This is a genomic window from Duganella sacchari (assembly GCF_900143065.1).
Taxonomy (GTDB): domain Bacteria; phylum Pseudomonadota; class Gammaproteobacteria; order Burkholderiales; family Burkholderiaceae_D; genus Rugamonas; species Rugamonas sacchari.
On the sequence record NZ_FRCX01000006.1, the window covers coordinates 467,035 to 490,905 of the forward strand.

Here is a 23,871-nt window from a genome sequence, read left to right on the forward strand (position 1 = left end):
GAAACACCACGCAAACACGGGGCCAGGCCCGTGTTTGCCGTGTTTGCGGGGCGTCGGAGGCTGTTTTAAGACGGACGGCAAGCTGCTTAGCGCATGCCCGGCATCATGCCCTTCATGGCGCGCATCATCTTCATCATGCCGCCGCCGGACAGCTTTTTCATCATGGTCTGCATCTGCTCGAACTGGTTCAGCATGCGGTTCACTTCCTGCACCTGCACCCCGGCGCCGGCCGCGATGCGGCGTTTGCGCGTGGCTTTGATGAGTTCCGGCTTGGCGCGTTCGGCCTTGGTCATCGAATCGATGATGCCGACCATGCGGCGCACCTGCTTGTCGGCCTGGCCCATATTGGCGTTGCCGGCGGCCTGCTGGAACTGGGCCGGCAGCTTGTCGACCAGGCTGGCCATGCCGCCCATATTCTTCATCTGGCTTAACTGCGCCTTGAAGTCGTTCATGTCGAACTTGCCGCCCGATTTGACCTTGGCGGCCAGGTCGGCAGCCGCCTTGGCGTCCACGCCTTTGCGCGCTTCTTCCACCAGCGCCAGGATGTCGCCCATGCCCAGCACGCGGTTGGCCATGCGCGCCGGGTCAAACGCTTCCAGGCCGTCGAGTTTTTCCGAGACGCCGGCAAACTTGATCGGCTTGCCCGTGATGTGGCGTACCGACAGCGCCGCACCGCCGCGCGAGTCGCCGTCCAGCTTGGTCAGCACGATGCCGGTCAGCGGCAGCGCGTCGTTGAACGCCTTGGCGGTATTGATGGCGTCCTGGCCCAGCATGGCGTCGACCACGAACAGGGTTTCAATCGGCTTGACCGCGCTGTGCACGGCAGCGATTTCCTGCATCATTTCTTCGTCGATGCCGAGGCGGCCGGCGGTGTCGATGATGAGCACGTCGTGGTAGTGCTTCTTGGCCCAGTCCAGCGCGTTGAGCGCGATATCGACCGGCTTATCCTGCGCGGTGGACGGGAAGAAGTCGGCGCCCACTTGCGCGGTCACCGATTGCAGCTGGGCGATTGCGGCCGGACGGTAGACGTCGGCCGACACGGTCAGCACTTTCTTTTTCTTTTCTTCCTTGAGGTATTTGGCCAGCTTGCCGACGGTGGTGGTTTTACCCACACCCTGCAGACCGGCCATCAGGATGATGGCGGGCGGCTGCTGGGCAAAGCTCAGCTGGGCCGCTTCCGGCCCGAGGTCGGCGCCCATCAGGGCGGCCAGCTCGCGCTGCACCACGCCAACCAGCGCCTGGCCAGGCGACAGCGAGGAAATCACTTCCTCGCCCAGGGCTTTGTCCTTGACGCGGGCAATGAATTCGCGCACGGCCGGCAGGGCGACGTCGGCCTCCAGCAGCGCCATGCGTACTTCGCGCAGCATTTCAGCGGTATTGGCTTCGGTCAGGCGGGCCTCGCCGCGCATGGTCTTGACGACCTTGGCGAGGCGTTGAGTCAGATTATCTAGCATGGTGAACGATCAGTCGGGGTAAGGCGGCTCTGGGCCGGACAATGGCCGCCATTTTACCCCATCCGGCCTGGCTTGGCCTTAGTGCGGCACCGTCAGGCGCATGATGGCGCCGCCGGAGAACAGGGCGAAACTGTAAGGACCGGTCTTGACCAGGTGGGATGGATGGTCCAGATAGCCAGGCAGTGCGCCACTGCGGGTAAAGCTTTTGCCGGGTGTGCCCGCGATGATGCTGGTGTCCAGCGCGGGCGTGGTGCGGATCACAACACCCTGTGCAGCGTCGATGCGGTAGGTGTTGCCCGACGCATCCGCAATGACGTTCAGCGTGGCCGGCGGCAGGATGATGGAGGTGACGGCGCCGGCTGGCGTGATTTTGGTATAGCGCACCTTGTTGTCATACGCTTCATAGCCGTACAGGTTGCCATCGGCGTCTATCCCCAGCAGCGACAGGCCGAAGAAATGGGCGGCCGCGCCGGCGCCGTCTTTCCAGTCGGTCGAGGGCAGGGCGCCCGCCAGCACCGTGGTGCTGCCATCCGGCGCGATCTTGAAAATGCGCGAACCGACCTGGGTGGCGGTGGGCGAAATAGTCTGGCTGGACGAGACATAGGTGTTGCCGGCGGCATCCACCACCAGGCCGGTCAGATAACCGATGTCGGCGGTATGCGCGATGGTGCTCACCACGCCTGCCGGCGTTACCTTGCGCAGGCGCAGGCCGGTCGCCAGCGGACCATCGATAGGGCTGGGATCGTCGGCAACATACAGGTTGCCGGCGGCGTCCGCGCCCATGGTATTGAACGCGTAGTTAAAGCGGGCAGCAGCGCCCGTGCCATCGACATCGCCAATGCCGGCGTCGCGCATCTTGCCGACAAACGGCACCGTGCTGCCGTCCGCCTTGAGTTTTTGAATCTGGGCATTTTGCAAAACATACAGCGCATTGTTCGGGCCGGTCAATACACTGCCGTCGCCAGCGGTCATGACGCTGCTGACAACGCCGGCGGGCGTGATGGTGCGCAGCCGGTATTCCATTTTTTGTGGGGTTGCATATGTGTCATAGCCGACCAGGTTGCCGTCGCTGGTCAGCGCCAGGTTGTATAGCTGGCTGAAGCTGGCCGCCTTGCCGGCGCCATCCGCCGGACCGCGTGTGACGCTGACCGCGCCAAACGTGCCGGCCACGGTGCTGGTGCTGCCGTCGGCTGCTATCTTGCGCACCACCTGGCCGCCATCATTGACATAGAGATTGCCTTTGCCGTCCGGCGCCACGGCCTGGATGCCGCTGAAGCGCGTGGCCGTGCGGTTGCCATCCACCGCCGGCCTTGGATAGGCACCGCCGGTGACCGTGCCGCTCAGCACGGCGACCTGGCCGCTGAACGACACCGTATCCACGCGCTCCAGCTGATAGACATACAGCGTGTTGTTGTCGGCGGCCAAAGTCAGTACCGGGGTCATGCCGGCCCGGACTTTGGCGATGGTGCTGATGCTGCCGTCCAGCGCCAGTTTGCGGATCGGTACGTCCGAGCCGGGAATGTTGTTGAGACCGTAGATATCGATGAAGTAAATGCTGCCGTCCGGCCCGGCAACCGGGGAAATCGGCTGGCCCAGGCTGGCCGTGCCTTTGGGACCATCGACGTAAGCCCGGGCCGTGCTCAGCACGGTGGTGACCACGCCGTCGGGCGTGATCTTGCGCAGCGATGGCAGGTCGTCCGCCAGGTACAGATTGCCGCCGGCGTCGGTGCTGATCTGGACCGCATATTCCAGCCGGGCCTCGGTACCCGTGCCATCCAGGTGGCCGTAGCCGCCATCATCGCCTGCCAGCAGGCTCAGGCGCGGCGTGTCCGCCGGATGCAGCGTGAGCGTGAAGGATTTGCTGGCGCCGTTGGCGGTGGCGGTAACGGTGACCTTGGTGTCCGCGCTCACCCCGCCGGCCGGCGGCAGATAGTTGATGCTGGTGCCGCTGCTGGCCGACAGCGCGCCGGGATTGCCCGCGCCCAGCGTCCAGCTGACGGTGGAACTGTCCGATGGGGTCGCGGTCAGCGTCAGCGGCGTGCTGCCGGTGACGCTCTGTTCGCTGCTGCCGCCCAGCGTCAGCGTGGTGGCGGGCGCTGGCGTCGGGGTGGGCGCGGGGGCGGCTGGCGTGCTGCTGCCGCCGCCACCGCATGCCGTCAGCATGGCGGCAAGCAGGATGGCCGAGGTCAGGGCGGGAAGGGCGCGACGAGATGATTGTTGCATGATGGTTCCGTTATTTAAAATATTATCTTTGCGATTTAGTAACGGCATCCTAGGCGTATTGGTATATTAAAAATGTGACAACCGTCACAAATGACATTTTTTACAGATGCACTGCGGGGCTTGGTATGATTCCTGCACTGAATAAAAACACCGAGGAGTAAGGGATGAGACTGAAAGCGATCTGCGTAGCAATGACCGCCATGACCCTGTTGGGCAGCGCCCAGGCGCAGGACGTGGTGCGATTGGGGAATCTGAAGTTTGCCCACTACGGCGCCGTTTCTTATATCAAGGAGATTGCCCCCAAGTGCGGCATCAAGGTTGAAGAGCGCGTGTTCGCCAAAGGCCTGGATGTGATGCAGGCCATCATTGCCGGTGAGCTGGACGTGGGCACCACGGCCTCGGAAGCTGCGATCTCGGGCCGCGCCGGCGGCGCGCCGATTTATGTGGTGGCAGGCTTTGCCAAAGGCGGCGCGCAGCTGGTCAGCCGCGCCGATCTCAAACTGAAAACCGTGAAAGACCTCAAGGGCAAGAAGGTCGGCGTCACGCGCGGCGGCATCCAGGAAGTGCTGCTGCTGGCCGAGCTGCAGCAGAACGGCCTGAGCGTGTCCGACCAGCCGGGCAAGGATGTGCAGCTGGTGTTCCTGGCCTATGCGGATTTGAACCAGGCGCTGCTGGGCAAGCAGATCGACGCCATGATGCAGTCCGAGCCGCAATCCTCGCAGGCCATCAACAAGGGCTTCGGCAGCGAAATGATCAAGCCTTACGACACGCCGATCGGCGAGCCGGTGCGGACCATGGTGATGACCGAGAAGTTCTACAAGGAGAAGCGTGCGCTGGCCGAGAAGTTCATGAACTGCTTCGTGCAGGCCACCAAGACCTTCATCGACAACAAGGCCATCGCCGAGAAGTATGTACGCGAGGTGGTGTTCAAGGGCCAGATCACCAAGGATGATTTTGACGACGCCATCGGCAATTCGCCCTACAGCTACGACATCACGCCCGAGCACATCCAGACCACCACCGATGTGATGGTCAAGACCGGCGTTGGCCGCATGGCCAAGCCGCCGGTGGCCAAGGACTGGGTCAAGACCGATCTGCTGGAAGCGGCCAAGAAATCGCTGGGCGTGAAATAATGGTGGCCACGTCGTCGTGGCGCCAGGTCGGCATCGGCCTGGTCCTGCCGGCCGTGATTATCGCGCTGTGGCAGGCGGTGGCGCAGCTGGGCTGGGTCAATCCGCAGGTGCTGCCGTCGCCGCTGGCGGTGGCGGAGAAGTGGGTGGCCTACCTGCTGCCGCTGCAGCCGTATGATCCGGCGGCCGGCAGCTGGCTGCACTGGGCCGTGTCCGGCGAGCTGATTACCGATTCGCTGAGCAGCCTGTACCGTGTGCTGCTGGGCTTCCTGATCGGCGGCGGCCTGGCGTTGCCGCTGGGCCTGGCCATGGGCATGAGTCCGCGCGTCTACGACTGGTTCAATGTGCTGGTGCAGATGGTGCGGCCGGTGCCGCCGATTGCTTATATCCCGCTGTCGATGCTGTGGTTCGGCCTGGGCAATCCGCCGGCCGTGTTCCTGATCGCGCTGGGCGCCTTCTTCCCGGTGCTGATGAACACCATTGCCGGTGTGCGCCAGGTGGATGGCATTTATATCCGCGCTGCGCGTAATCTGGGCGCGTCCGGGTTTACCATGTTTACCCGCGTGATCCTGCCGGCCGCCGTGCCCTACATCCTGTCCGGCGTGCGGATCGGCATAGGCACCGCGTTCATCGTGGTGATCGTGGCCGAGATGGTGGCCGTGAACAATGGCCTGGGCTTCCGCATCCTGGAGGCGCGCGAGTACTTCTGGTCTGACAAGATCATCGCCGGCATGATTACCATTGGCCTGATCGGCCTGGCCATCGATGTCGGCATGAACAAGCTGAATAACTATCTGCTGCGCTGGCACCGCGGGCTGGAGAACTGATGAGCGCCTCCCATATCGTTGTATCCAACGTCAACAAGGTGTTCCAGAGCGCCGAGCGCGAAGTGGTGGCGCTCAAGGACATCAACCTGGAAATCCCGCAGGGCCAGTTCGTCTGCCTGCTGGGGCCGTCGGGCTGCGGCAAGTCGACGCTGCTCAATGCGGTGGCCGGCTTTGCGCCGCCTTCGTCGGGCAGCATTACCGCCGACGGCAAGGCCGTTACCGGCCCAGGCCCGGAACGCGGCATGGTGTTCCAGGAATATGCGCTGTTCCCGTGGATGACGGTGGCCGACAACATCGCGTTCGGCTTGCAGATCAAGGGCCAGCCCAAGGCGCAGATCCAGGCCACGGTCGACCAGCTGCTCACCATGCTGTCGCTGCAGGACTTCCGCAACCGCTATCCGAAAGACCTGTCGGGCGGCATGCGCCAGCGCGTGGCGATTGCGCGGGTGCTGGCGCTGGATTCGCCGATCATGCTCATGGACGAGCCGTTCGGCGCGCTGGACGCGCTGACCCGGCGCAACCTGCAGGACGAGCTGCTGCGCATCTGGGCCGAGCTGAAAAAGACGATCATCTTTGTCACCCACTCGATTGAAGAGGCGATTTACCTGGCCGACCGCATCGTAGTGATGACTTACCGCCCCGGCACCGTCAAGCGCGACCTGCTGATCGAGCTGCCGCGCCTGCGCGACCCGGCGTCGGCCGAGTTCAATGCCCTCAAGCGCGAGCTGGGCCAGCTGGTGATGGAAGAGCAGCAACGCCATCACCACGACGAGCTGCGCCTGGCAGCCGTGGATTGAGCGATGGTGTAAACTGCCGGGATGCAGATCTCTTCTTTTATCGCAGCCATCGTGCTGTACATCGTGTGCGCCGCCTTGCCTTCGCGCCGTGGCGGCCTGATTTCGGCCGTCACACTGGCGGCCTGGCTGCTGCACGGCGCCGGCCTGTGGTCGGAAATCGCCGCTGGCGGTGCGCTGCGCTTCGGCTTTGCCGCCATGCTGTCGTCGGCCTTGTGGGTGTCGGTGGCCGCGTACTGGATAGAAAACCGGAATTTCAGCCTGGATGGCCTGCGCCGCCTGGTCATGCCCAGCGCCGCCGTCGCCGCCGCGCTGCAAGTGGTCTTCCCCGGCAACCTGGTGCCGCTGGAAGGCAAGTCGCCGCTGTTTGGCTGGCATATCGCAATTGCCACCATGGCCTACAGCACGCTGACGATTGCCGCCTTCCACGCCGTGCTGATGGCCTTGCAGGAGGCGCGCCTGCATGCGCGCAGCGACAAGAAATCCTTCCTGTCCGGCGCGCTGGACCAGCTGCCGGCGCTGCTGACCATGGAAAAGCTGTTGTTCCGCATGATCGGCTTTGGCTTCACCTTGTTAAGCCTGACCGTGCTGTCGGGCATCGTGTTCTCGGAAGAGCTGTTCGGCCAGGCGCTGAAATGGGACCATAAATCGGTCTTCACCATGCTGTCATGGATGCTGTTTGCCGCGCTGCTGGCGGGCCGCCGCTTCCGTGGCTGGCGCGGCAAGACCGCGCTGAGCTTCACGCTGGCCGGCTTTGCGACTTTGCTGCTGGCCTACGTCGGCAGCCGTTTTGTGTTTGAAGTGGTTTTACATAAGGGTTGGGCATGAGCCGTATCATTTTCTGGCTGGCGCTGATTTTCCTGGTGATCTTTGCGATCCGTTCCAAGATCCGCGAGGCGCAGAAGCGCCAACAGCAGCAGTTCCGTCAGCAACAGCAGCCGGCGCCGCAAGCGCCGCCGCAGCCGACCTACCGGGAGCGCGCCGCCAGCCAGGCGGCCAATGACGCCGAGGTGATGCTGCAGTGCGCGCATTGCGGCATCTTCTATCCTGCCTCGGAAACGGTGCAGGCCAATGGCCGCGACTACTGCAGCGCGGCCCATGCGGCGCTGCCGTCCGCCTGACCGCCCAGCGCCGTGATCGCGCGCCTGCAAGCCTTGTCGGCCGAATCGCGCGCAACCTTCTGGCGGTCGCTGCAAACGCTGAACGCCACGCGCGTGGTGATCGCGCTGGTGCTGCTGGTCTACCTGAGCTTTGACAGCCGCGGCCTGCGCGCTTCGGGCCAGTACCTGTATCTGCAAATCTGCCTGGTGTATCTGGGGCTGGCGATCGGCTTTGCGCTGTCGGCGGTCTACCTGCAGCGCCGCTTCGTGCTGCAGCTGCTGCCGCAGATCGCCATCGACCTGGTGTTTATCTCCTTGCTGTACCTGGCCGGCGGCGGCATGCGCAGCGGGCTGGCGATCCTGTACCTGTTCCCGCTGGCCGGGCTGGCGATCCTGGCGCCGCTGATGCTGTCGCTGTTCTGCGCCTCGCTGGTGGCGCTGTTCATTCTGGGCGACACCACCTGGCAAATCTTCCTCAGCGAAAGCGAACATGACGTGATGCAGGCCGGCCTGTACGGCGCCGCCTTCCTGGCCGCCGTGCTGGTGGTGAACCGCATGGCCGCCAAACTGATCGGCCAGGAGGAACTGGCCATCCGGCGCGGGGTAGAGGTCAACGTGCAGCAGGCCGTCAACCGGCTGGTGATGGCGAATATTGTGGACGGCATCCTGGTGGTCGATCCCGATGGCCAGGTGTTTGCCGGCAACCCGGCGGCGCAGCAGATGCTGGGCCTGGTCGGACCGGAACTCAGGTTCAAGCTGTCCGCGGCGGCGGCGCTGGTGCCGCTGGCGCAGGCGTATCACGCGTGGCGCATCGATCCCGCGCGTTCCACTGTGTTCCTGACCATCAAGCCGTTCAACGACGCGGCGCTGGAAGACGTCACTGCCGCCTGGAGCGCGCGCCGCAACCTGGCTGCCCATTTGAAAGTCCGCTTTGCCGCCGCCGACACCCATGGCCTCGGGGCCGAACGCAGCGTGATCTTTTTGCAGGACGTCACCGGCATTGAAAATCAGGCGCAGCAGCTGAAACTGGCCTCGATGGGGCGCCTGACCGCCAGCATCGCGCACGAGGTGCGCAATCCCCTGTCGGCGATTGGCCACGCCACCGCGCTGCTGGGGGAAGACCTGGGCGACCCGGTGCACCAGCGTTTGCTCAAGATCGTGGGGGACAATGTCACGCGCGTGAATCGCATGGTGGAAGACATCCTGCAGCTGTCGCGCAAGGCGCAGTCGCACATCGAGCCGCTGGCGCTGGACGTCTTCCTGGCGGAACTGCGTGCGGAATTCATCGAGACGCACAGCCTGGCGCCGGAGATCGTGAGCCTGATTGTGGCGCCGGATACACAGGTGCGCTTCGACGCGCTGCACCTGCGCGAGGTGGTGCTCAACCTGCTCAACAACGCCGTACGCTATGCCAGCGGCGGCCGGCATTCCATCCGTCTCGACGTCGTGCACGATACGGCGCAGCGCCTGGAACTGCATGTGCAGGATGATGGTCCCGGCATTTCACCCGAAGTGCGGGCGCATTTGTTTGAGCCGTTTTACACCACATCCAGCAAGGGCACGGGACTGGGGCTGTATCTGGCGCGGGAATTGTGCTTGAATAATGAAGCGCGGCTGGACTATGAATATCGTTTCGATAACGAGGACAGCGCCGACGGCAGCCCCGCCCTGAGCGGACGCTTTGTTATCACCTTCGCCTGGCCTGGGCAGAAGTAAGGAAAGGCTGTTTGATGAGTGCTCGCTCCCCGCAGGCCCCGCGTTCGCCGCGTGTGCTCGTCGTTGACGACGAGGCCGACCTGCGCGAACTGCTGGAACTGACCCTGCTCAAAATGGGGCTGGACGTCGACAGCGCCGCCTCGCTGGCCGCAGCGCGCGCGCGGCTGGTGGACACGGAATACCAGCTGGTGCTGACCGACATGCGCCTGCCGGACGGCCTGGGACTGGAGCTGGTGCGCGAAGTCACGGCGGCGTACAAGAACACGCCGGTGGCGGTGGTGACGGCTTTCGGCAGCACCGACAACGCCGTCATCGCGCTCAAGGCCGGGGCGTTCGACTACATCTCCAAGCCGGTGGCGCTGGACCAGTTGCGCGTGATGGTGCAGTCGGCGCTGCGCCTCAACGCCGGGCCGGCAGCGGTGCAGGCGCCCAGCGCCGCGCCCACCGCCAGCCGCCTGCGCGGCGAGTCGGCCGTGATCCAGGCCTTGCGCGCGCAGATCGCGCGGCTGGCGCGGTCGATGGCGCCGGTGGCGATCCATGGCGAATCGGGCAGCGGCAAGGAGCTGGCGGCGCGCGAAATCCATGCGCAAAGCTCGCGCGCGGCCAAGCCCTTCATCGCCGTCAACTGCGGCGCGATTCCCGAGGCGCTCATGGAAGCGGAGTTCTTTGGCTACCGCAAGGGCGCTTTCACCGGCGCGGCCGATGACCGTGAAGGCTTCTTCCAGGCGGCCAACGGCGGCACGCTGATGCTGGACGAGGTGGCCGACCTGCCGCTGGCCATGCAGGTCAAGCTGCTGCGCGCGATCCAGGAGCGGCGCGTGCGCAAGCTAGGCGCCACGGCCGAGGAACCGGTCGACGTGCGGATTGTCAGCGCCACCCACAAGAACCTGGCGCAGTGCGTGGAGCAGGGCAGCTTCCGCCAGGATCTGTTTTATCGCCTGAACGTGATTGAACTGAGTCTGCCGCCGTTGCGCGAGCGGCTCGACGACCTGGGCGTGCTGACGGCCGCCATCCTTGAACGCCTGGGCACCTTCGAGCACAAGGTGGCGCTGGGGCCGGGCGTGCTGGAGGCGCTACGCGGCTATGCGTTTCCCGGCAATGTGCGCGAGCTGGAAAACATCCTCGAGCGCGCGCTGGCGTTTGCCAACGGCGGCGTGATCCAGGTTGGCGACCTGGCGCTGAAAGGTGCGCGGCTGGCTGACATGGCGGCTGCGCCGCTGCCGTCGCCGATGCCGGCGGCGCCATCGGCCGTGCCGCCGCCGAATCCGGACAGCCTGCCCAGCAGCCTGCCCGAGTATTTGAACCAGGTCGAGCGCGAGATCATTTTGCGCGCGCTGGCGCAGACGCACTTCAACCGCACGCAGGCGGCGCAGCTGCTGGGCATCAGCTTCCGCCAGCTGCGCTATCAAATGCAGAAATTGAATATTCAGGAGCCGGAAGCGTGAGTTTTTTTGACGGCTGGCTGCCGCAGGCAGTCCGCTATGACAGTCCTTATTTCGATGCGCGTCCCGGTCCGGTGCCGGACGATATAACGCTGCTGGTGGTCCACAACATCTCGCTGCCGTGCGGGCAGTTCGGCGGGCCGCATGTGTCCGACCTGTTCTGCGGCCGGATCGACTATAATACTGACCCCTCGTTCGCCGACCTGCGCGGGCTGAAGGTCTCCAGCCACTTTTTCATCCGCCGCGATGGCCGCGTCATTCAGTATGTTTCTGCTAACGACAGGGCCTGGCATGCGGGCTTGTCCAGCTTCCGCGGCCGTGAAAAATGTAATGATTTTGCGATTGGCGTGGAACTCGAGGGCAGCGACTTTGTGGCGTTTGAAGCGGCGCAGTACGAAGCGCTGGCCGCACTGACCATCGCGTTGCAGCAGCACTATCCGCTGACCGCGGTACAGGGACATGAACACATCGCACCGGGCCGCAAGACCGATCCGGGGCCATTATTTGATTGGGAACATTATCAAAAACTGCTTAAGAAAGCGGCAATGTTAGTAGGCGCTAGCGCCACACTTGGCTTCCCTGTTGGGCTTCCTTAAAGTCAAGAGAAAAATTGCTGGAAACATCAAAATTTCTCACTTGCCGTGCTCCAGTGTGACCACTACAATCAGTGGATAGGTTCTGACCAATCACTAGATATAGTAGTTCCCATGACACCAGTTCTTAAACTATTTGCAATCCTTCCTGGTCAGACGAATACCCTTTTTATTGCCGTTTAACTGGACAGCAGTCAGGTCCGGACGCTTCATTTTTGCCTTTTTTTATACACACACACGGCGCGCAGCTATGACTGCACGTAGTTATCGGGGAGCTTAAATGCAATCTACTCAAGACATCACCATCAATCCAGCGCTGGTACCTGCGGCCGCTGCGAGCGCCGCCAGCAGCCCGGTTACCGCTGCCAGCGACCTCGGTGACTACCGCATCATCCGCCGTAACGGCGCGGTCGTCGCGTTTGAGCCGTCGAAAATTGCTGTCGCCATGACCAAGGCCTTCCTGGCCGTCAACGGCGGCCAGGGTGCTGCGTCGGCCCGTGTGCGCGAACTGGTGGAACAGCTGACCGCCAGCGTGGTGTCGGCGCTGGTGCGCCGCCAGCCATCGGGCGGCACCTTCCACATCGAAGACGTGCAAGACCAGGTTGAACTGGCCCTGATGCGTTCGGGTGAACATGACGTGGCCCGCGCCTACGTGCTGTACCGCGCCAAGCATATGGAAGAGCGCCGCGCCGCCAAGGAAGCCGCCGGCGCCGCTGCCGCCATCAATGCACCGCAAATCCACGTGCTGGAAAACGGCGCGCGCAAGCCGCTGGAACTGGCGCGTGTCACCAGCCTGATTGGCGCCGCCTGCATCGGCCTGGAAAAACACGTGGATGCCGACGCCATCGTCGCTGAAACCCTGAAAAACCTGTACGACGGCGTACCGGTCGAAGAGCTGCACAAATCCGCCATCCTGGCTGCCCGCGCGCTGATGGAAAAGGATCCGGCCTACTCGCAGGTGACCGCACGCATCCTGCTGCACACCATCCGCAAGGAAGTCTTCGGCAAGGAAGTGGCGCAGGGCGCCGCCGCTGCGGAATACGTGAGCTACTTCCCGCAGTACATCGCCAAAGGTATCGCGGCTGAACTGCTGGACACCAAACTGGGCGAATTCGACCTGGCCCGCCTGGCCAAAGCCATCGTTGCCGACCGCGACCTGCAGTTCGGCTACATCGGCCTGCAAACCCTGTACGACCGCTACTTCCTGCACGTGCGTGACGTCCGCATCGAAATGCCGCAGGCGTTCTACATGCGCGTCGCCATGGGCCTGGCCCTGAACGAAGCCGACCGCGAAGCGCGCGCCATCGAGTTCTACAACCTGCTGTCGACCTTCGACTTCATGTCGTCGACCCCGACCCTGTTCAACTCGGGCACCCAGCGTTCGCAGCTGTCGTCGTGCTACCTGACCACCGTGTCGGACGACCTGGAAGGCATCTACGACGCCATCAAGGAAAACGCCCTGCTGGCGAAATTCGCCGGTGGCCTGGGCAATGACTGGACCCCGGTGCGCGCACTGGGCGCCCACATCAAGGGCACCAACGGCAAATCGCAAGGCGTGGTGCCATTCCTGAAAGTGGTCAACGACACCGCCGTGGCAGTCAACCAGGGCGGCAAGCGCAAGGGCGCAGTCTGCGCCTACCTGGAAACCTGGCACATGGACATCGAAGAGTTCCTGGACCTGCGCAAGAACACTGGCGATGACCGCCGCCGTACGCACGACATGAACACCGCCAACTGGATTCCTGACCTGTTCATGAAGCGCGTGATGGAAAAAGGCGAGTGGACCCTGTTCTCGCCATCCGACACGCCAGACCTGCACGACCTGGTCGGCAAAGCCTTCGAAAAAGCCTACCTGGGCTACGAAGCCAAGGCCGCCGCCGGCGAAATCCGCGTGTTCAAGAAGATCCAGGCGCTGGACCTGTGGCGCAAGATGCTGTCGATGCTGTTTGAAACCGGCCACCCATGGATCACCTTCAAAGATCCGTGCAACATCCGTTCGCCGCAGCAGCACGTGGGCATGGTCCACAGCTCCAACCTGTGCACCGAGATCACGCTGAACACCGGTCCGGACGAAATCGCCGTCTGCAACCTGGGCTCGGTCAACCTGCCAGCCCACATGAAAGAAGGCAAGCTGGATCACGTCAAGCTGCAGAAAACCATCCGCACCGCGATGCGCATGCTGGACAACGTGATCGATATTAACTACTACGCAGTTGAAAAAGCGCGTAACGCCAATATGCGTCACCGTCCGGTGGGACTGGGCGTGATGGGCTTCCAGGACTGCCTGCACATGATGCGCGTGCCGTTCTCGTCGATGGAATCGGTGCAGTTTGCCGACACCTCGATGGAAGCCGTCTGCTACTACGCCTACCTGGCGTCGACCGAACTGGCGGAAGAGCGCGGCCACTACGCGTCGTACAAGGGTTCGCTGTGGGACCGCGGCATCCTGCCACAGGATTCGATCAAGCTGCTGGCCGAAGAGCGCGGCGGCTACCTGGAGCAGGATCTGTCGGCGGCGATGGACTGGACCCCGGTGCGCGAACGCATCGCCAAGTTCGGCATGCGTAACTCGAACTGCGTGGCGATTGCTCCAACCGCCACCATTTCGAACATCATTGGCGTGTCGGCTTGCATCGAACCGACCTTCCAGAACCTGTACGTGAAGTCCAACCTGTCGGGTGAATTCACCGAGATCAACGCCTACCTGGTGCGCGACCTGAAAGCCCGCGACCTGTGGGACGAGGTGATGATCGCCGACCTGAAATACTTCGACGGCTCGCTGGCCAAGATCGACCGTATTCCAAACGACCTGCGTGACATTTATGCAACCGCGTTTGAAGTGTCGCCAAGCTGGCTGGTGGAAGCGGCATCGCGCCGCCAGAAGTGGATCGACCAGGCCCAGTCGCTGAACATTTACATGGCTGGCGCATCGGGCAAGAAACTGGACGAGACCTACAAGCTGGCATGGCTGCGTGGCCTGAAAACCACCTACTACCTGCGTACCACGTCCGCCACGCATACCGAGAAATCGACCTCCAAGACCGGCGCCCTGAACGCCGTGCCAGTGGATGGCGGCCTGGCTGCTGCGGCCGCCTCGGCTGCGCCAGCCGCACCGGCACCGGTCAGCGCCGAGGTGGAAGACGGCGCCGCCTGCTACCTGCGTCCTGGCGACGACGGTTTCGAGGAATGCGAAGCCTGCCAATAAGCCAATGAGCCTATCGGCTATAAGCTAGAGCGCGCCATCCCCGCCGGGGATGGCGCATCATCACATATATATTAGAGGAACCCCATTATGTCGTTGTCCTGGGACGAAGAGGCCGCACCAGCGGCATCACAAATCAATCAAGCTGCACTGGCCGCCTCCGAAGGCACGGCCGAGCAGGTCGCGCTGCGCGTCAATGCAGACGACAAGCGCATCATCAACGGTAAAACCGACGTCAACCAGCTGGTACCGTTCAAATACAAATGGGCCTGGGATAAATACCTGGCCGGCTGCGCCAACCACTGGATGCCGCAGGAAGTGAATATGCAGCGCGACATCGAGCTGTGGAAGAACCCGAACGGCCTGACCGACGACGAGCGCCGCCTGGTCAAACGCAACCTGGGCTTCTTCGTGACCGCCGACTCGCTGGCTGCCAACAACATCGTGCTGGGCACCTACCGCCACATCACCGCGCCGGAATGCCGCCAGTACCTGCTGCGCCAGGCGTTTGAAGAGGCGATCCACACCCACGCCTACCAGTACATCGTGGAATCGCTGGGCCTGGACGAGCAAGAGATCTTTAACGCCTATAACGAGGTCAAATCGATCCGTGACAAGGACGAGTTCCTGATCCCGTTCATCAACACCCTGACCGATCCATCGTTCACCACCGGCACCGTGGAGCAGGACCAGAAGCTGCTGAAATCGCTGATCGTGTTTGCCTGCCTGATGGAAGGCCTGTTCTTCTACGTCGGCTTCACCCAGATCCTGGCGCTGGGCCGCCAGAACAAGATGATGGGCGCTGCCGAGCAGTACCAGTACATCCTGCGCGACGAATCGATGCATTGCAACTTCGGCATCGACCTGATCAACACCATCAAGATGGAAAATCCGCTGCTATGGACCCCGGCCTTCAAGGAAGAGATCAAGCAGCTGTTCCTGCAAGCCGTGGACCTGGAATACGCCTACGCCGAAGACACCATGCCGCGCGGCGTGCTGGGCCTGAACGCCACCATGTTCAAAGGCTATCTGCGCTTCATCGCCAACCGCCGCGCCACCCAGATCGGCCTGGAAGCGCTGTTCGACCAGGAAGAGAATCCATTCCCATGGATGAGCGAGATGATCGACCTGAAGAAAGAGCGTAACTTCTTCGAGACCCGCGTCATCGAATACCAGACCGGCGGCGCGCTGAACTGGGATTAATTTTCACCAGCCTTAACAAAAAGCCTCGCTGTTGCGAGGCTTTTTTTCACTGCGGCCTACCCGTTCGGGCAGGCTTAGAAATTAAACTTGATCACGCCGTCCTTGCTGCTGTACTGCGCGTCGTTGTTGCCGGTGGCTTCCTGCAGGCGGAAGCGGGTGCCGCCTGCTTCGGCGGTGGACAGCAACACGTAGGCCGTTTCCGGCTTCAGGCCGGTGGCCAGGATGGCGGGCTGGCTAAGCGGCGCAACAAAGGACAGGCTGGTGGCCGGCTCGCTGTTGCGATTAAACAGCAGCACCGTGTTGACGCCCAGGCAGACCGCCTCCGTACTGCTGTCAGCCGGCAAACGCTGCGTGGCCGGGGGCGACGCGGCGCCGGTGCCATTGTCGTTGTCCGCAACGCTAATCACATGCAGATAAAACTGGGGCTGTCCCTGCACCGAGGACTGCGTGCCGATTTCCAGGCGCCAGGCGCCAGCGTCCGCGTTGGCAATTTTGAAATCATTGATGCCGGTACCCGGCGCATAATTGCGCCAGACGCCGCCCGGGCCGTTATCGCGGACCGTGAAGCGGCAGTCCTTGGCGATTTTGTTATCCGCCTGCAGACAGTCGGCAGCCGTACCGCCAACCTTCAGAATCGCCGCATTTTCTGGCAGCAGCGTCTGGATGGTGGCCATACCGCCCTGATTGCGTACCGTCACCTGCCTTGCGGCGCCATTGCTAAATCCCATCAAATAGCGGCCACCGCCCTGATGCGTGGCGCTGACCGATGCTGCCGGTTCGTTGATTGAATGCAGCAGGAAGGTGGTTTCCAGGCCGCTCATGCTGGGCCGTACGGCGTCGAATACCACCATCACCGGTGCGCTCCAGAAGTTTGAGCTTGGCAGGAACACGATGCTGCGCAAAAATCCCTGCGCACGGTCTAGTTTGCCGTTCACATATGCCTTGCTGGCGTTGCCTCGCACATAGGTATAACGGCGGTCGTATTCATAGTTGACGATACCGTCCTGGTAGTTGGTGCCGACGTCAGGTTGAATGTCGCCCAGCGTCGGGTAGTAGGTGGAAGGGCTGGGATACCATTGACCGCCGTCGTTGGCGTAGACGTTGTCGTAGCGCTTAAATACCTCGTCCGGTTTGAAGACCGTCAGCGTATTGTGCGCAATGGTACGGGTGGAGTAATTAAACCGGTGTGCACTGTTGTAGTCATCGTAGAAGCCCGAGTCAATCAGCAACGGGGCTTTGTAGAACAAGCCAAAGCTGTTCTGGTCCCAGTGTTGATGGTTGTCGCTGGAGAAGTTCGATGCCTTGAAATCGAGTACGGTAGCGTTGGCATAATCCCAGCTGTCGCGTGCGATCACCGTACCCGCCACATGGAAAATGCGCGACAGCTCCAGGTTTGAAATATCGCCGCTTGGCATCGTCTCGGCTTGCGGGAAGTACAGCAATTCCATCAGGGTATTCGATGGTTTAGAGCGCGACGATAAAATCTGCTGCGTGTAAAACGCCTGTGCTATGCCATCATTATTCTGGCTGGCGGCCAGTAAGGCCAGCTTGGCGACGATGGGGTCATCGGCGTACAGGTCATAGTTGTCACCGCGGGAAGGATAGCTGCGGTTGCCGCGCAGGCCGTAGATGTACGGGTAAATCATCTTGTTTTGCCAGTCTGCCTGGAAGACTGCGGGACTGGAGCCGGTGTCAAAGGCGCTGCGCCACAGTTGTATGGTGCGGGCGATATTGCCTTCCAGGCTGTAGCCAAAACCCATCTGGTGGCCGCCGTCAGCCGACACGTAGGCCTTCGCTGGCCAGAAACCTTTTTCGTAGTGTGAGTACAAGGTATCGATCAAAGGCAGGACGCGCGGATGCTCTGCCGCGATAGCCAGCAGGCCAATTGAAGCATTCCCGACATCGTCGATCTGGTGACCGCCGAGATAGTAGGGCGCGAGAGAAGCGACAGGCGGGGAGGCAAAGCGATTCCAGTCCTGATAGTTATAGACGGGCTTGTTTTTGCAATCAATCACCGTTGTGTGTGTGCTTGTGTCATCCGGGTCAGGAATCGTGGTATCGCACAGATAATTACTCAGGTCAGCTGTCGTGCCGCGTGTCAGGATGCGTTCAATCTTTGTGGCGATACGCGCACGGTAGCTGCTGTCCAGCTCAGCATACAGCCAGTCGTAGAGGATGCCGAGTGCTGCCACCCGACCACCCATGCTGTACTCGCCACCGGCACTGTTGTCGGTGGCATCGATCAGATCGATATAGCTGCGGGCGGCGGACAGATATTTGGGATCGCCGCTCAGCTTATAAGCGGCGGACAGCTGCTCTGCTACCTGGAAGATGGATACGGGGTGCCCTTTGGCGACATTGCAGTAAGTTATCGTTGGCGTTGCATTAGCAACGCAGGCCGGCACGTTGGCCTGATACTGGTCGACATTGGCAGTGAAGTCCTGCCATTTGCGAACTGCGGATGTGAAATCGCTGCGTGTGTTGCTGAACACGACGGCCTGCTGCAAATCCTTGATGAGGAAGTTGCCGAGCTGCTCGTTGAGGCGTGTATCGAAATTGAAAATCTGCTCGTTGGCCGCCCAGCGCCCCGCAGGGCTGGTTGAACCATCGTTCCACGACATCGTTTTAGGCGCAGCATTGCCGATCACGTAGCTGGCCTTCATCTGCGCACTATCCCAGTTCAAGCGAATATGCACAGGCTGACCTAGCGGCAAGCGTGCAACCCCAGACGCCACATACTGGCCTGTCTTGGGTAGCAGGGCAAATTGCAGCGCCACTGTGCTGCTGGTGTCTTCCGAATCCAGATGCCGGATCAGGATGGTGTTGCGGTTGCTGCCGTTGTAGCCAAAGATGGCGCGATCCTTCGTGTCCCCGGCTGCCTTAGCTTGCGGCGTCCAGTCAAATTCGATCGAGCCGCCGGCAGCGGGGAAGTTCGCCTGCGGTACTGGCAGTGTCGACTTCAGGCTGTCGAAGCGGGCTTGATTGACCAGCAGATGCGGATGACTGGTGACTAAGGGGGCAGGTAATTCCGCCCGGGCTGAGGTGCCAAGCAGGCAGCCAAGTAGCAGCCAGTTCAAATGTCGGATTATCGGCATGCAGACTCCATTACAAGAAAGTGTTGTTAATTTAGAAACCGCAAAAGCATAGCATGCCGCTCCGCCGGTTGAATCTGCTGTTAGAAAATTTTTTCGTCGAGGTAGTGCGCCAGTGCGGGACTGCATTCGTCGGTGGTGAGCGCGGCCAGGTAACCGTCGGGGCGGAGCAGCGCGATGTCGCCGGGACGCAATCCGTAGGCCTCGCGCAAATGGCCGGCGGGATCGCGCAGCTCGGCCTGCGCACCCACCTGGATGATGCGCAGGCCACGGCGCGCCTCGAACACCGGCGGCGTGGATGGCTCATAGCGCAGCATAATCCAGTCCCCTGATTTCAATAGCGAAAACAAACGAAGCGGCTGGCCGCTGGCGCCGACACATGGCGCATCCGGTGCGCGATAGCCAGCGCGCGCGTCGAGTGACAATGAGGAATCTGGATAGCCCAGATCCAGCTGTTGCTGTTCGCGGCCACGGCGCAAGTCACCGCGCTCGCGCGCCGCATCAAGCAGGCGCGTGGCCATGCCCAGCATGCCGGCGGCGATCTCGCGCCGTTCTTCTTCATAGCTGTCGAGCAGTGATGCGTCGGCGCCATTCACCACCGCCGCCAGTTTCCATCCCAGATTCCAGGCATCCTGCACGCTGGTGTTGAGACCCTGGCCGCCAGTCGGTGGATGGATGTGTGCAGCGTCGCCGGCAAGGAAGATGCGGCCCACTTGATAGCGCTCTGCTAGCCGTGCGCTCATCGCGTAGTCCGAACGCCAGTGGACGGCCTGTATCTCGATGTCGGTGCGGCCGGTGCGCTCGGCGATGGCGGCGGCAATGCCAGCATCGGTCAGATCGAACTCGCCTTCCAGTGGTATCGGCATCTGCAGCTGGAACAGCGGCGTGCCCTGCAAAGGACAGAGGCTGATCTGATTCGGTCCGCTGCCCCAGCGGTGCCACACGTCGCGCGACAGACCGCTGAGCGTCAGATCCGCCACCACGGCGCGCGCGTTCAGCGACTCGCCAGGGAAGTTGACGCCCAGCGTCTTGCGCACGAAGCTGCGGCCGCCGTCGGCGCCCACCATATAGCGTGCGCGGATGGTGATGTCGCCATCGATGGTCTGCACCTGCGCGGTGACGCCATCGGCATCCTGCTCGAAGCCGGCCAGCGCATGGCCATAACGCGGCGCATGGCCCAGCTCCGCCAGGCGCGTGCGCAGGATGCCTTCGGTCAGATACTGCGGCAGCATCAGCGGTTCGCCGTATGGCTCATCCGGCGTGGCGGCCGTGGCGCGCACTGTTACTTCATCGTGGTAGCCGCCGTCCGCATGGTAGTGACGCTGCGCCGGATACGGACCGCCAGCGGCGATCATGCGGTCGGCCACGTCCAGCGCCTCGAAGATTTCCAGCGTGCGTGGCTGGATGCCTTTGCCGCGCGAACCGGCGAAGGGCGCTGCGATCTGGTCGATAAGCAGGAAGGGAATGTCACGGCGGGCGAGGTCGATTGCCAGCGTCAGGCCAGCGGCGCCAGCGCCGCAAATCAGGATGTCGGTGTGGATGGTGTTCATGTGCTTCTCCTTCGATATGTGTATTTTGCACATATTATTCCGGCTTAAAATCGCTGTCAAGAACTATGTGTATAATGCACATATGAATAAAGATATCCGCGAATTGCATGACGCGCTGCTCGACATCATCGGCTTCATGAGCCGCCCCGAGCCCGACGTCGAACTCATGTCCGATATGGCGATGCCACTCGAGCGCGCGCTGCTGCCGCTACTGGTACGCATCGAACGCCGGGGACCGATCGGCGTGGTGGAGCTGGCCGATCTGGTTGGCCGCGACTACACCACTGTCAGCCGTCAGGTGGCGCGCCTGGACGAACTGGGGTTGGTGGTACGCCGTGCCGGCACGCGCGACAAGCGTGTGCGCGAAGCCGAAGCGACAGAGCTGGGCCGCGAGATGGCGGACGCCATCGACCGCATGCGCGAGCAGCTGGTCAGTGAACTGATGGCCGATTGGACCAACGCCGAGCGCCGCGATCTGGCGCGACTGCTCAAGCGCATGGCCGCCGGCATGAACGAGTGGGTGGCGCGCCGCAAAACCGAAGACGACGAGTAACGCCCCATCGCATTTCAAACGCCGCCTGTGCTGGTATGCCTTAACGCCGATTTACACCAGCACTGTACGATCATCACCGCATCCATTTCTCACTTCACCCGCGTCGATCACGCACTCTAAAACGCAGGCGCAGTGCGGCACACCGCTGCATTCCGCTTGCTATTCGCCTTACTCTGTCTCATAATCGCGACGAATTAAAAACAGCGAGTAGTGATGGTGCGCAGTTCAAGCGCAAGCGCTCTCGGATTCGGAAGCGGGCGATACGATTTCCCGGCCAGATTTGGCGGCGTCGAAGAAACCCAGGCGGCATAAGGCTTACTTTGAAGTGCAAATTTTCCGGCGCGATGCGCGCGGCACTTCCCGAACCCGATTGAGCGCGCGTGCAGACCGCGCGACGACGCAAGCGAGCACGCCGGATGCACATGTGTATGTGAGCTGGCGAGCGTAAGTCGAAAAAAAAGCGCGCGAATATCTATCGTGCCGGTTGCGCACCGACAAGGTTTTCGTGTACTTTACGAACTTGAAAATGCGTGATTTAAATAGTGCGAAAATTTTCGGATGATCGCAGCACGCAGAGATGACCGCGATACGGGATACAGATTCAAACAGATATGCACAAGACCACGCCGTTTTTGTTCAACCGTCTTGCCTGATTCGATTCAGGCCGGGCGGTTTTTTGTTTGAAAACGAAAACCGTGACGTGGCTGCGACGTAGATTCCTGGAGCTGAGCATACGCCCGGATCACCGCAAAACGTCGCGACAAGATTTGTATTCGCACGCCGCTCCGGCCTCGGACGGCGGGTGAATCGATGGCTGAAGCGCTGCACTTGTGAGGAGATGCAGCAGTTCAGCTAGTGCCGAATTCATTAGCGCAAACGGTTATGGTTTGCGCCGATGAATAATTCGCCTGGCCCAATTCCGGGTTGGACGGGTTTTAAATCTTGTAAACGAATTTTTCCCATCCCCGATGAAGGAGAACTAAACATGGCAACCGCCGCAAAGAAACCAGCAGCCAAAAAAGCTGCACCAGCAAAGAAACCTGTAGCCGCTAAAGCCGCTGCCAAACCAGCAGCAAAAGCTGCCGCCAAACCAGCTGCCAAGCCAGCAGTGAAAAAAGCAGCTGCCAAGCCAGCCGCTAAACCAGCAGTGAAAAAAGCCGCTGCCAAGCCAGCAGCAAAAGCCGCTGCAAAACCAGTCGTGAAAAAAGCCGCCGCTAAACCAGCAGCCAAGCCAGCAGTGAAAAAAGCTGCCGCTAAACCAGCAGCGAAGAAAACCGTCGCCAAGGCAGCCGCCAAACCAGCAGTGAAAAAAGCTGCAGCCAAACCGGCAGCAAAGAAAACCACCGCTAAAGCAGCAGCGAAACCAGTCGCTAAAAAAGCCGCAGCCAAGCCAGTAGCGAAGAAAGCCGCTGCCAAACCAGCAGCGAAAAAAGTCGCCGCTAAAGCAGTCGCTAAACCAGTAGCGAAAAAAGCCGCCGCCAAGCCAGCAGCCAAGAAAGCCGCTCCAAAAGCAGCTGCTAAACCAGCTGCCAAAAAAGCTGCGCCGAAAGCCGCAGCCAAGCCAGCAGCCAAAAAAGTAGCAGCCAAGCCAGCCGCTAAAGCAGCTGCCAAAAAACCAGCAGCTAAAACGGCAGCCAAACCGGCTGCAAAGGTAGCGGCTAAGCCAGCAGCAAAAAAGCCAGTTAAAGCAGCTGCGAAGCCTGCAGCTGCCAAGAAGCCAGCAGTAAAAAAAGCGGCTAAACCAGCTGCCAAGCCAGCCGCTAAACCAGCCGCTGCTCCAGCCGCCGCACCAGCAGCAGCTGCCGCACCAGCCGCTAAACCAGCAGCCAAGCCAGCCGCAAAAAAAGCCGCTCCTAAAAAAGCAGCTCCGAAGAAGGAAGCCGCTAAGCCAGCAGCTCCAGCCGCCGCCGCTCCAGCAGCGCCAGCAGCTCCAGCCGCCGCGCCAGCAGCAAAAACCGTACTGGCTCCGGCCGCCGCATGGCCGTTCCCAACCAGCACCCGTCCTTCCTAAGTCTTAAACGCTTAGAAGCCTGCTGAGGCAATGGCCGCTGTGTGAGACAATCACACAGCGGCTTTTTTATTGGAGGGGTTTCGTGCTGAGTATTCTTAAGTTGATTGTCGACGCCATCGCTACGCTATTGGGCGCGGCCTTGTTGCTGCGTTTCTGGATGCAGGCGATCCGCGTGCGGCCACCGTCGTCGGTAGCGCAGTTCACTTTCCAGCTGTCGGACTGGCTGGTGCGTCCGTTGCGCCGCATCGTGCCGGGCGTGGGCGGCTATGACTGGGCCAGCCTGATCGGCGCTTTCCTGATCGTGCTGGCGGCATCGTCGATCTATTTCCTGAATGGCTGGCCGGGACCGGCGGTCCTGCTGATGGCTTGCCAGCGCTTCCTGGAGTGGATTCTCTATGGCTTTATGGCCTTGCTGGTGATCGAGGCGATCTTCAGCTGGGTGAACCCGCATGCGCCGCTGGCGCCGTTCGTGCGTGCGCTGAACGAGCCTATCCTGCGGCCGCTGCGCCGCGTGGTGCCGCTGGTGGGGAATCTGGACCTGTCGCTGCTGGTGGCGCTGATCCTGCTGCAGATCGCGCAGCTGCTGTTGGGCATGGCCTTCGCCGGCCGTTAGGCTGACCGCAGCGTGACTAGTCCTGGAATAGGTTGACGGGTAACCGCCTTTTTCGTTACCCGCTAACTAAGCTCCATTAAAGACGCCCGATGGACTTCATCGGGCGTTTTGTATTGTAGGGCGGTATGTAACCGCTTTGTATTGTAGATTGCGATTGCTTGGCGAATCATGACCTCTGCCTGCTCCAGGTTCGCCGGTTTGCTGATAAGGAACTCGGTCTTGAGTATTCCATTGACCCGCTCGGCCAAGGCGTTTTGATAGCAGTCATATCCATCAGTCATTGAGCATACGATGCCATAACGGTGATGGATTTGTTGGTAGGCTGTAGCGCAGTATTGAATGCCCCGGTCCGAATGATGGACAAGACG

The 23,871-nt window shown here is 61.6% G+C and carries 18 protein-coding genes; 12 read left to right on the plus strand and 6 right to left on the minus strand.

What is annotated here, in order from left to right:
- Window positions 1–86 precede the first annotated feature (86 nt).
- Window positions 87–1,454 carry a signal recognition particle protein gene (ffh, locus tag BUA36_RS16110; RefSeq protein WP_072786152.1) on the minus strand — a complete coding sequence of 456 codons (1,368 nt, stop codon included), beginning with the start codon at window positions 1,452–1,454 and terminating at the stop codon, window positions 87–89.
- Between the two features lie 78 nt (window positions 1,455–1,532).
- Window positions 1,533–3,677, minus strand: coding sequence for an NHL repeat-containing protein (locus tag BUA36_RS31445; RefSeq protein ID WP_139260599.1), 2,145 nt, complete (start codon window positions 3,675–3,677; stop codon window positions 1,533–1,535).
- Between the two features lie 164 nt (window positions 3,678–3,841).
- Between BUA36_RS31445 and BUA36_RS16120 the strand changes: the two genes are divergently transcribed.
- From BUA36_RS16120 to BUA36_RS16165, 10 genes are all read left to right on the plus strand, one after another.
- Complete coding sequence (locus BUA36_RS16120) at window positions 3,842–4,810, plus strand: ABC transporter substrate-binding protein (RefSeq protein ID WP_072786154.1); 969 nt, start codon at window positions 3,842–3,844, stop codon at window positions 4,808–4,810.
- A complete protein-coding gene (locus tag BUA36_RS16125) occupies window positions 4,810–5,634 on the plus strand; it encodes an ABC transporter permease (protein ID WP_072786155.1) in 825 nt (274 codons plus the stop codon). The genes BUA36_RS16120 and BUA36_RS16125 overlap by 1 nt, the downstream gene beginning before the upstream one ends.
- On the plus strand, window positions 5,634–6,431 hold the full coding sequence (locus BUA36_RS16130) for an ABC transporter ATP-binding protein (protein WP_072786156.1): 798 nt from the start codon (window positions 5,634–5,636) through the stop codon (window positions 6,429–6,431). Before BUA36_RS16125 ends, BUA36_RS16130 begins: the two co-directional genes overlap by 1 nt.
- 21 nt (window positions 6,432–6,452) lie before the next feature.
- A complete protein-coding gene (locus tag BUA36_RS16135) occupies window positions 6,453–7,256 on the plus strand; it encodes a cytochrome C assembly family protein (RefSeq protein ID WP_072786157.1) in 804 nt (267 codons plus the stop codon).
- A complete protein-coding gene (locus BUA36_RS16140; protein WP_072786158.1) occupies window positions 7,253–7,549 on the plus strand; it encodes a PP0621 family protein in 297 nt (98 codons plus the stop codon). The genes BUA36_RS16135 and BUA36_RS16140 overlap by 4 nt, the downstream gene beginning before the upstream one ends.
- A gap of 12 nt (window positions 7,550–7,561) precedes the next feature.
- Entirely contained in the window at window positions 7,562–9,244 is a 1,683-nt protein-coding gene (locus BUA36_RS16145; protein WP_072786159.1) for a sensor histidine kinase, read from the plus strand.
- A gap of 14 nt (window positions 9,245–9,258) precedes the next feature.
- Window positions 9,259–10,689, plus strand: a complete 1,431-nt coding sequence (locus tag BUA36_RS16150; RefSeq protein WP_072786160.1) for a sigma-54-dependent transcriptional regulator — start codon at window positions 9,259–9,261, stop codon at window positions 10,687–10,689.
- A complete protein-coding gene (gene ampD / locus BUA36_RS16155) occupies window positions 10,686–11,282 on the plus strand; it encodes a 1,6-anhydro-N-acetylmuramyl-L-alanine amidase AmpD (protein WP_072786161.1) in 597 nt (198 codons plus the stop codon). The genes BUA36_RS16150 and ampD overlap by 4 nt, the downstream gene beginning before the upstream one ends.
- A gap of 277 nt (window positions 11,283–11,559) precedes the next feature.
- Window positions 11,560–14,484 carry a ribonucleoside-diphosphate reductase subunit alpha gene (locus BUA36_RS16160; RefSeq protein WP_072786162.1) on the plus strand — a complete coding sequence of 975 codons (2,925 nt, stop codon included), beginning with the start codon at window positions 11,560–11,562 and terminating at the stop codon, window positions 14,482–14,484.
- 87 nt (window positions 14,485–14,571) lie between these two features.
- Window positions 14,572–15,684: a ribonucleotide-diphosphate reductase subunit beta gene (locus BUA36_RS16165; RefSeq protein ID WP_072786163.1), complete on the plus strand. Its 1,113-nt coding sequence runs from the start codon at window positions 14,572–14,574 to the stop codon at window positions 15,682–15,684.
- 74 nt (window positions 15,685–15,758) lie between these two features.
- On the opposite strand, the gene BUA36_RS16170 is transcribed toward BUA36_RS16165, so the two are convergent.
- Window positions 15,759–18,779, minus strand: coding sequence for a heparinase II/III domain-containing protein (locus BUA36_RS16170; RefSeq protein ID WP_167544300.1), 3,021 nt, complete (start codon window positions 18,777–18,779; stop codon window positions 15,759–15,761).
- Between the two features lie 80 nt (window positions 18,780–18,859).
- Window positions 18,860–20,326 carry an FAD-dependent oxidoreductase gene (locus BUA36_RS16175; RefSeq protein WP_072786165.1) on the minus strand — a complete coding sequence of 489 codons (1,467 nt, stop codon included), beginning with the start codon at window positions 20,324–20,326 and terminating at the stop codon, window positions 18,860–18,862.
- An 82-nt stretch (window positions 20,327–20,408) separates the two neighbouring features.
- Here BUA36_RS16175 and BUA36_RS16180 point away from each other — a divergent pair, with 82 nt between their 5' ends.
- On the plus strand, window positions 20,409–20,879 hold the full coding sequence (locus BUA36_RS16180) for a MarR family winged helix-turn-helix transcriptional regulator (protein ID WP_167544301.1): 471 nt from the start codon (window positions 20,409–20,411) through the stop codon (window positions 20,877–20,879).
- An 867-nt stretch (window positions 20,880–21,746) separates the two neighbouring features.
- On the opposite strand, the gene BUA36_RS30760 is transcribed toward BUA36_RS16180, so the two are convergent.
- Window positions 21,747–22,631 (minus strand): hypothetical protein, encoded by an 885-nt coding sequence (locus tag BUA36_RS30760; protein WP_167544302.1) that lies wholly within the window; start codon window positions 22,629–22,631, stop codon window positions 21,747–21,749.
- A 341-nt stretch (window positions 22,632–22,972) separates the two neighbouring features.
- On the opposite strand from BUA36_RS30760, the gene BUA36_RS16190 reads away from it, so the two are divergent.
- The gene (locus BUA36_RS16190) at window positions 22,973–23,503 is read left to right on the plus strand and encodes a YggT family protein (protein WP_267875109.1); all 531 of its coding nucleotides are present in this window, start codon (window positions 22,973–22,975) and stop codon (window positions 23,501–23,503) included.
- 62 nt (window positions 23,504–23,565) lie between these two features.
- Here the strand turns inward: BUA36_RS16190 and BUA36_RS16195 are convergent.
- Window positions 23,566–23,871: integrase core domain-containing protein (locus tag BUA36_RS16195; protein ID WP_139260600.1), on the minus strand; the 306-nt coding region annotated here is incomplete at its 5' end.

Coding starts and splice junctions, on each gene's coding strand:
- ffh (WP_072786152.1), bottom strand. CDS start 1,454: ATGCTAGATAATCTGACTCAACGCCTCGCCAAGGTCGTCAAGACCATG.
- BUA36_RS31445 (WP_139260599.1), bottom strand. CDS start 3,677: ATGCAACAATCATCTCGTCGCGCCCTTCCCGCCCTGACCTCGGCCATC.
- BUA36_RS16120 (WP_072786154.1), top strand. CDS start 3,842: ATGAGACTGAAAGCGATCTGCGTAGCAATGACCGCCATGACCCTGTTG.
- BUA36_RS16125 (WP_072786155.1), top strand. CDS start 4,810: ATGGTGGCCACGTCGTCGTGGCGCCAGGTCGGCATCGGCCTGGTCCTG.
- BUA36_RS16130 (WP_072786156.1), top strand. CDS start 5,634: ATGAGCGCCTCCCATATCGTTGTATCCAACGTCAACAAGGTGTTCCAG.
- BUA36_RS16135 (WP_072786157.1), top strand. CDS start 6,453: ATGCAGATCTCTTCTTTTATCGCAGCCATCGTGCTGTACATCGTGTGC.
- BUA36_RS16140 (WP_072786158.1), top strand. CDS start 7,253: ATGAGCCGTATCATTTTCTGGCTGGCGCTGATTTTCCTGGTGATCTTT.
- BUA36_RS16150 (WP_072786160.1), top strand. CDS start 9,259: ATGAGTGCTCGCTCCCCGCAGGCCCCGCGTTCGCCGCGTGTGCTCGTC.
- BUA36_RS16160 (WP_072786162.1), top strand. CDS start 11,560: ATGCAATCTACTCAAGACATCACCATCAATCCAGCGCTGGTACCTGCG.
- BUA36_RS16165 (WP_072786163.1), top strand. CDS start 14,572: ATGTCGTTGTCCTGGGACGAAGAGGCCGCACCAGCGGCATCACAAATC.
- BUA36_RS16170 (WP_167544300.1), bottom strand. CDS start 18,779: ATGCCGATAATCCGACATTTGAACTGGCTGCTACTTGGCTGCCTGCTT.
- BUA36_RS16175 (WP_072786165.1), bottom strand. CDS start 20,326: ATGAACACCATCCACACCGACATCCTGATTTGCGGCGCTGGCGCCGCT.
- BUA36_RS16180 (WP_167544301.1), top strand. CDS start 20,409: ATGAATAAAGATATCCGCGAATTGCATGACGCGCTGCTCGACATCATC.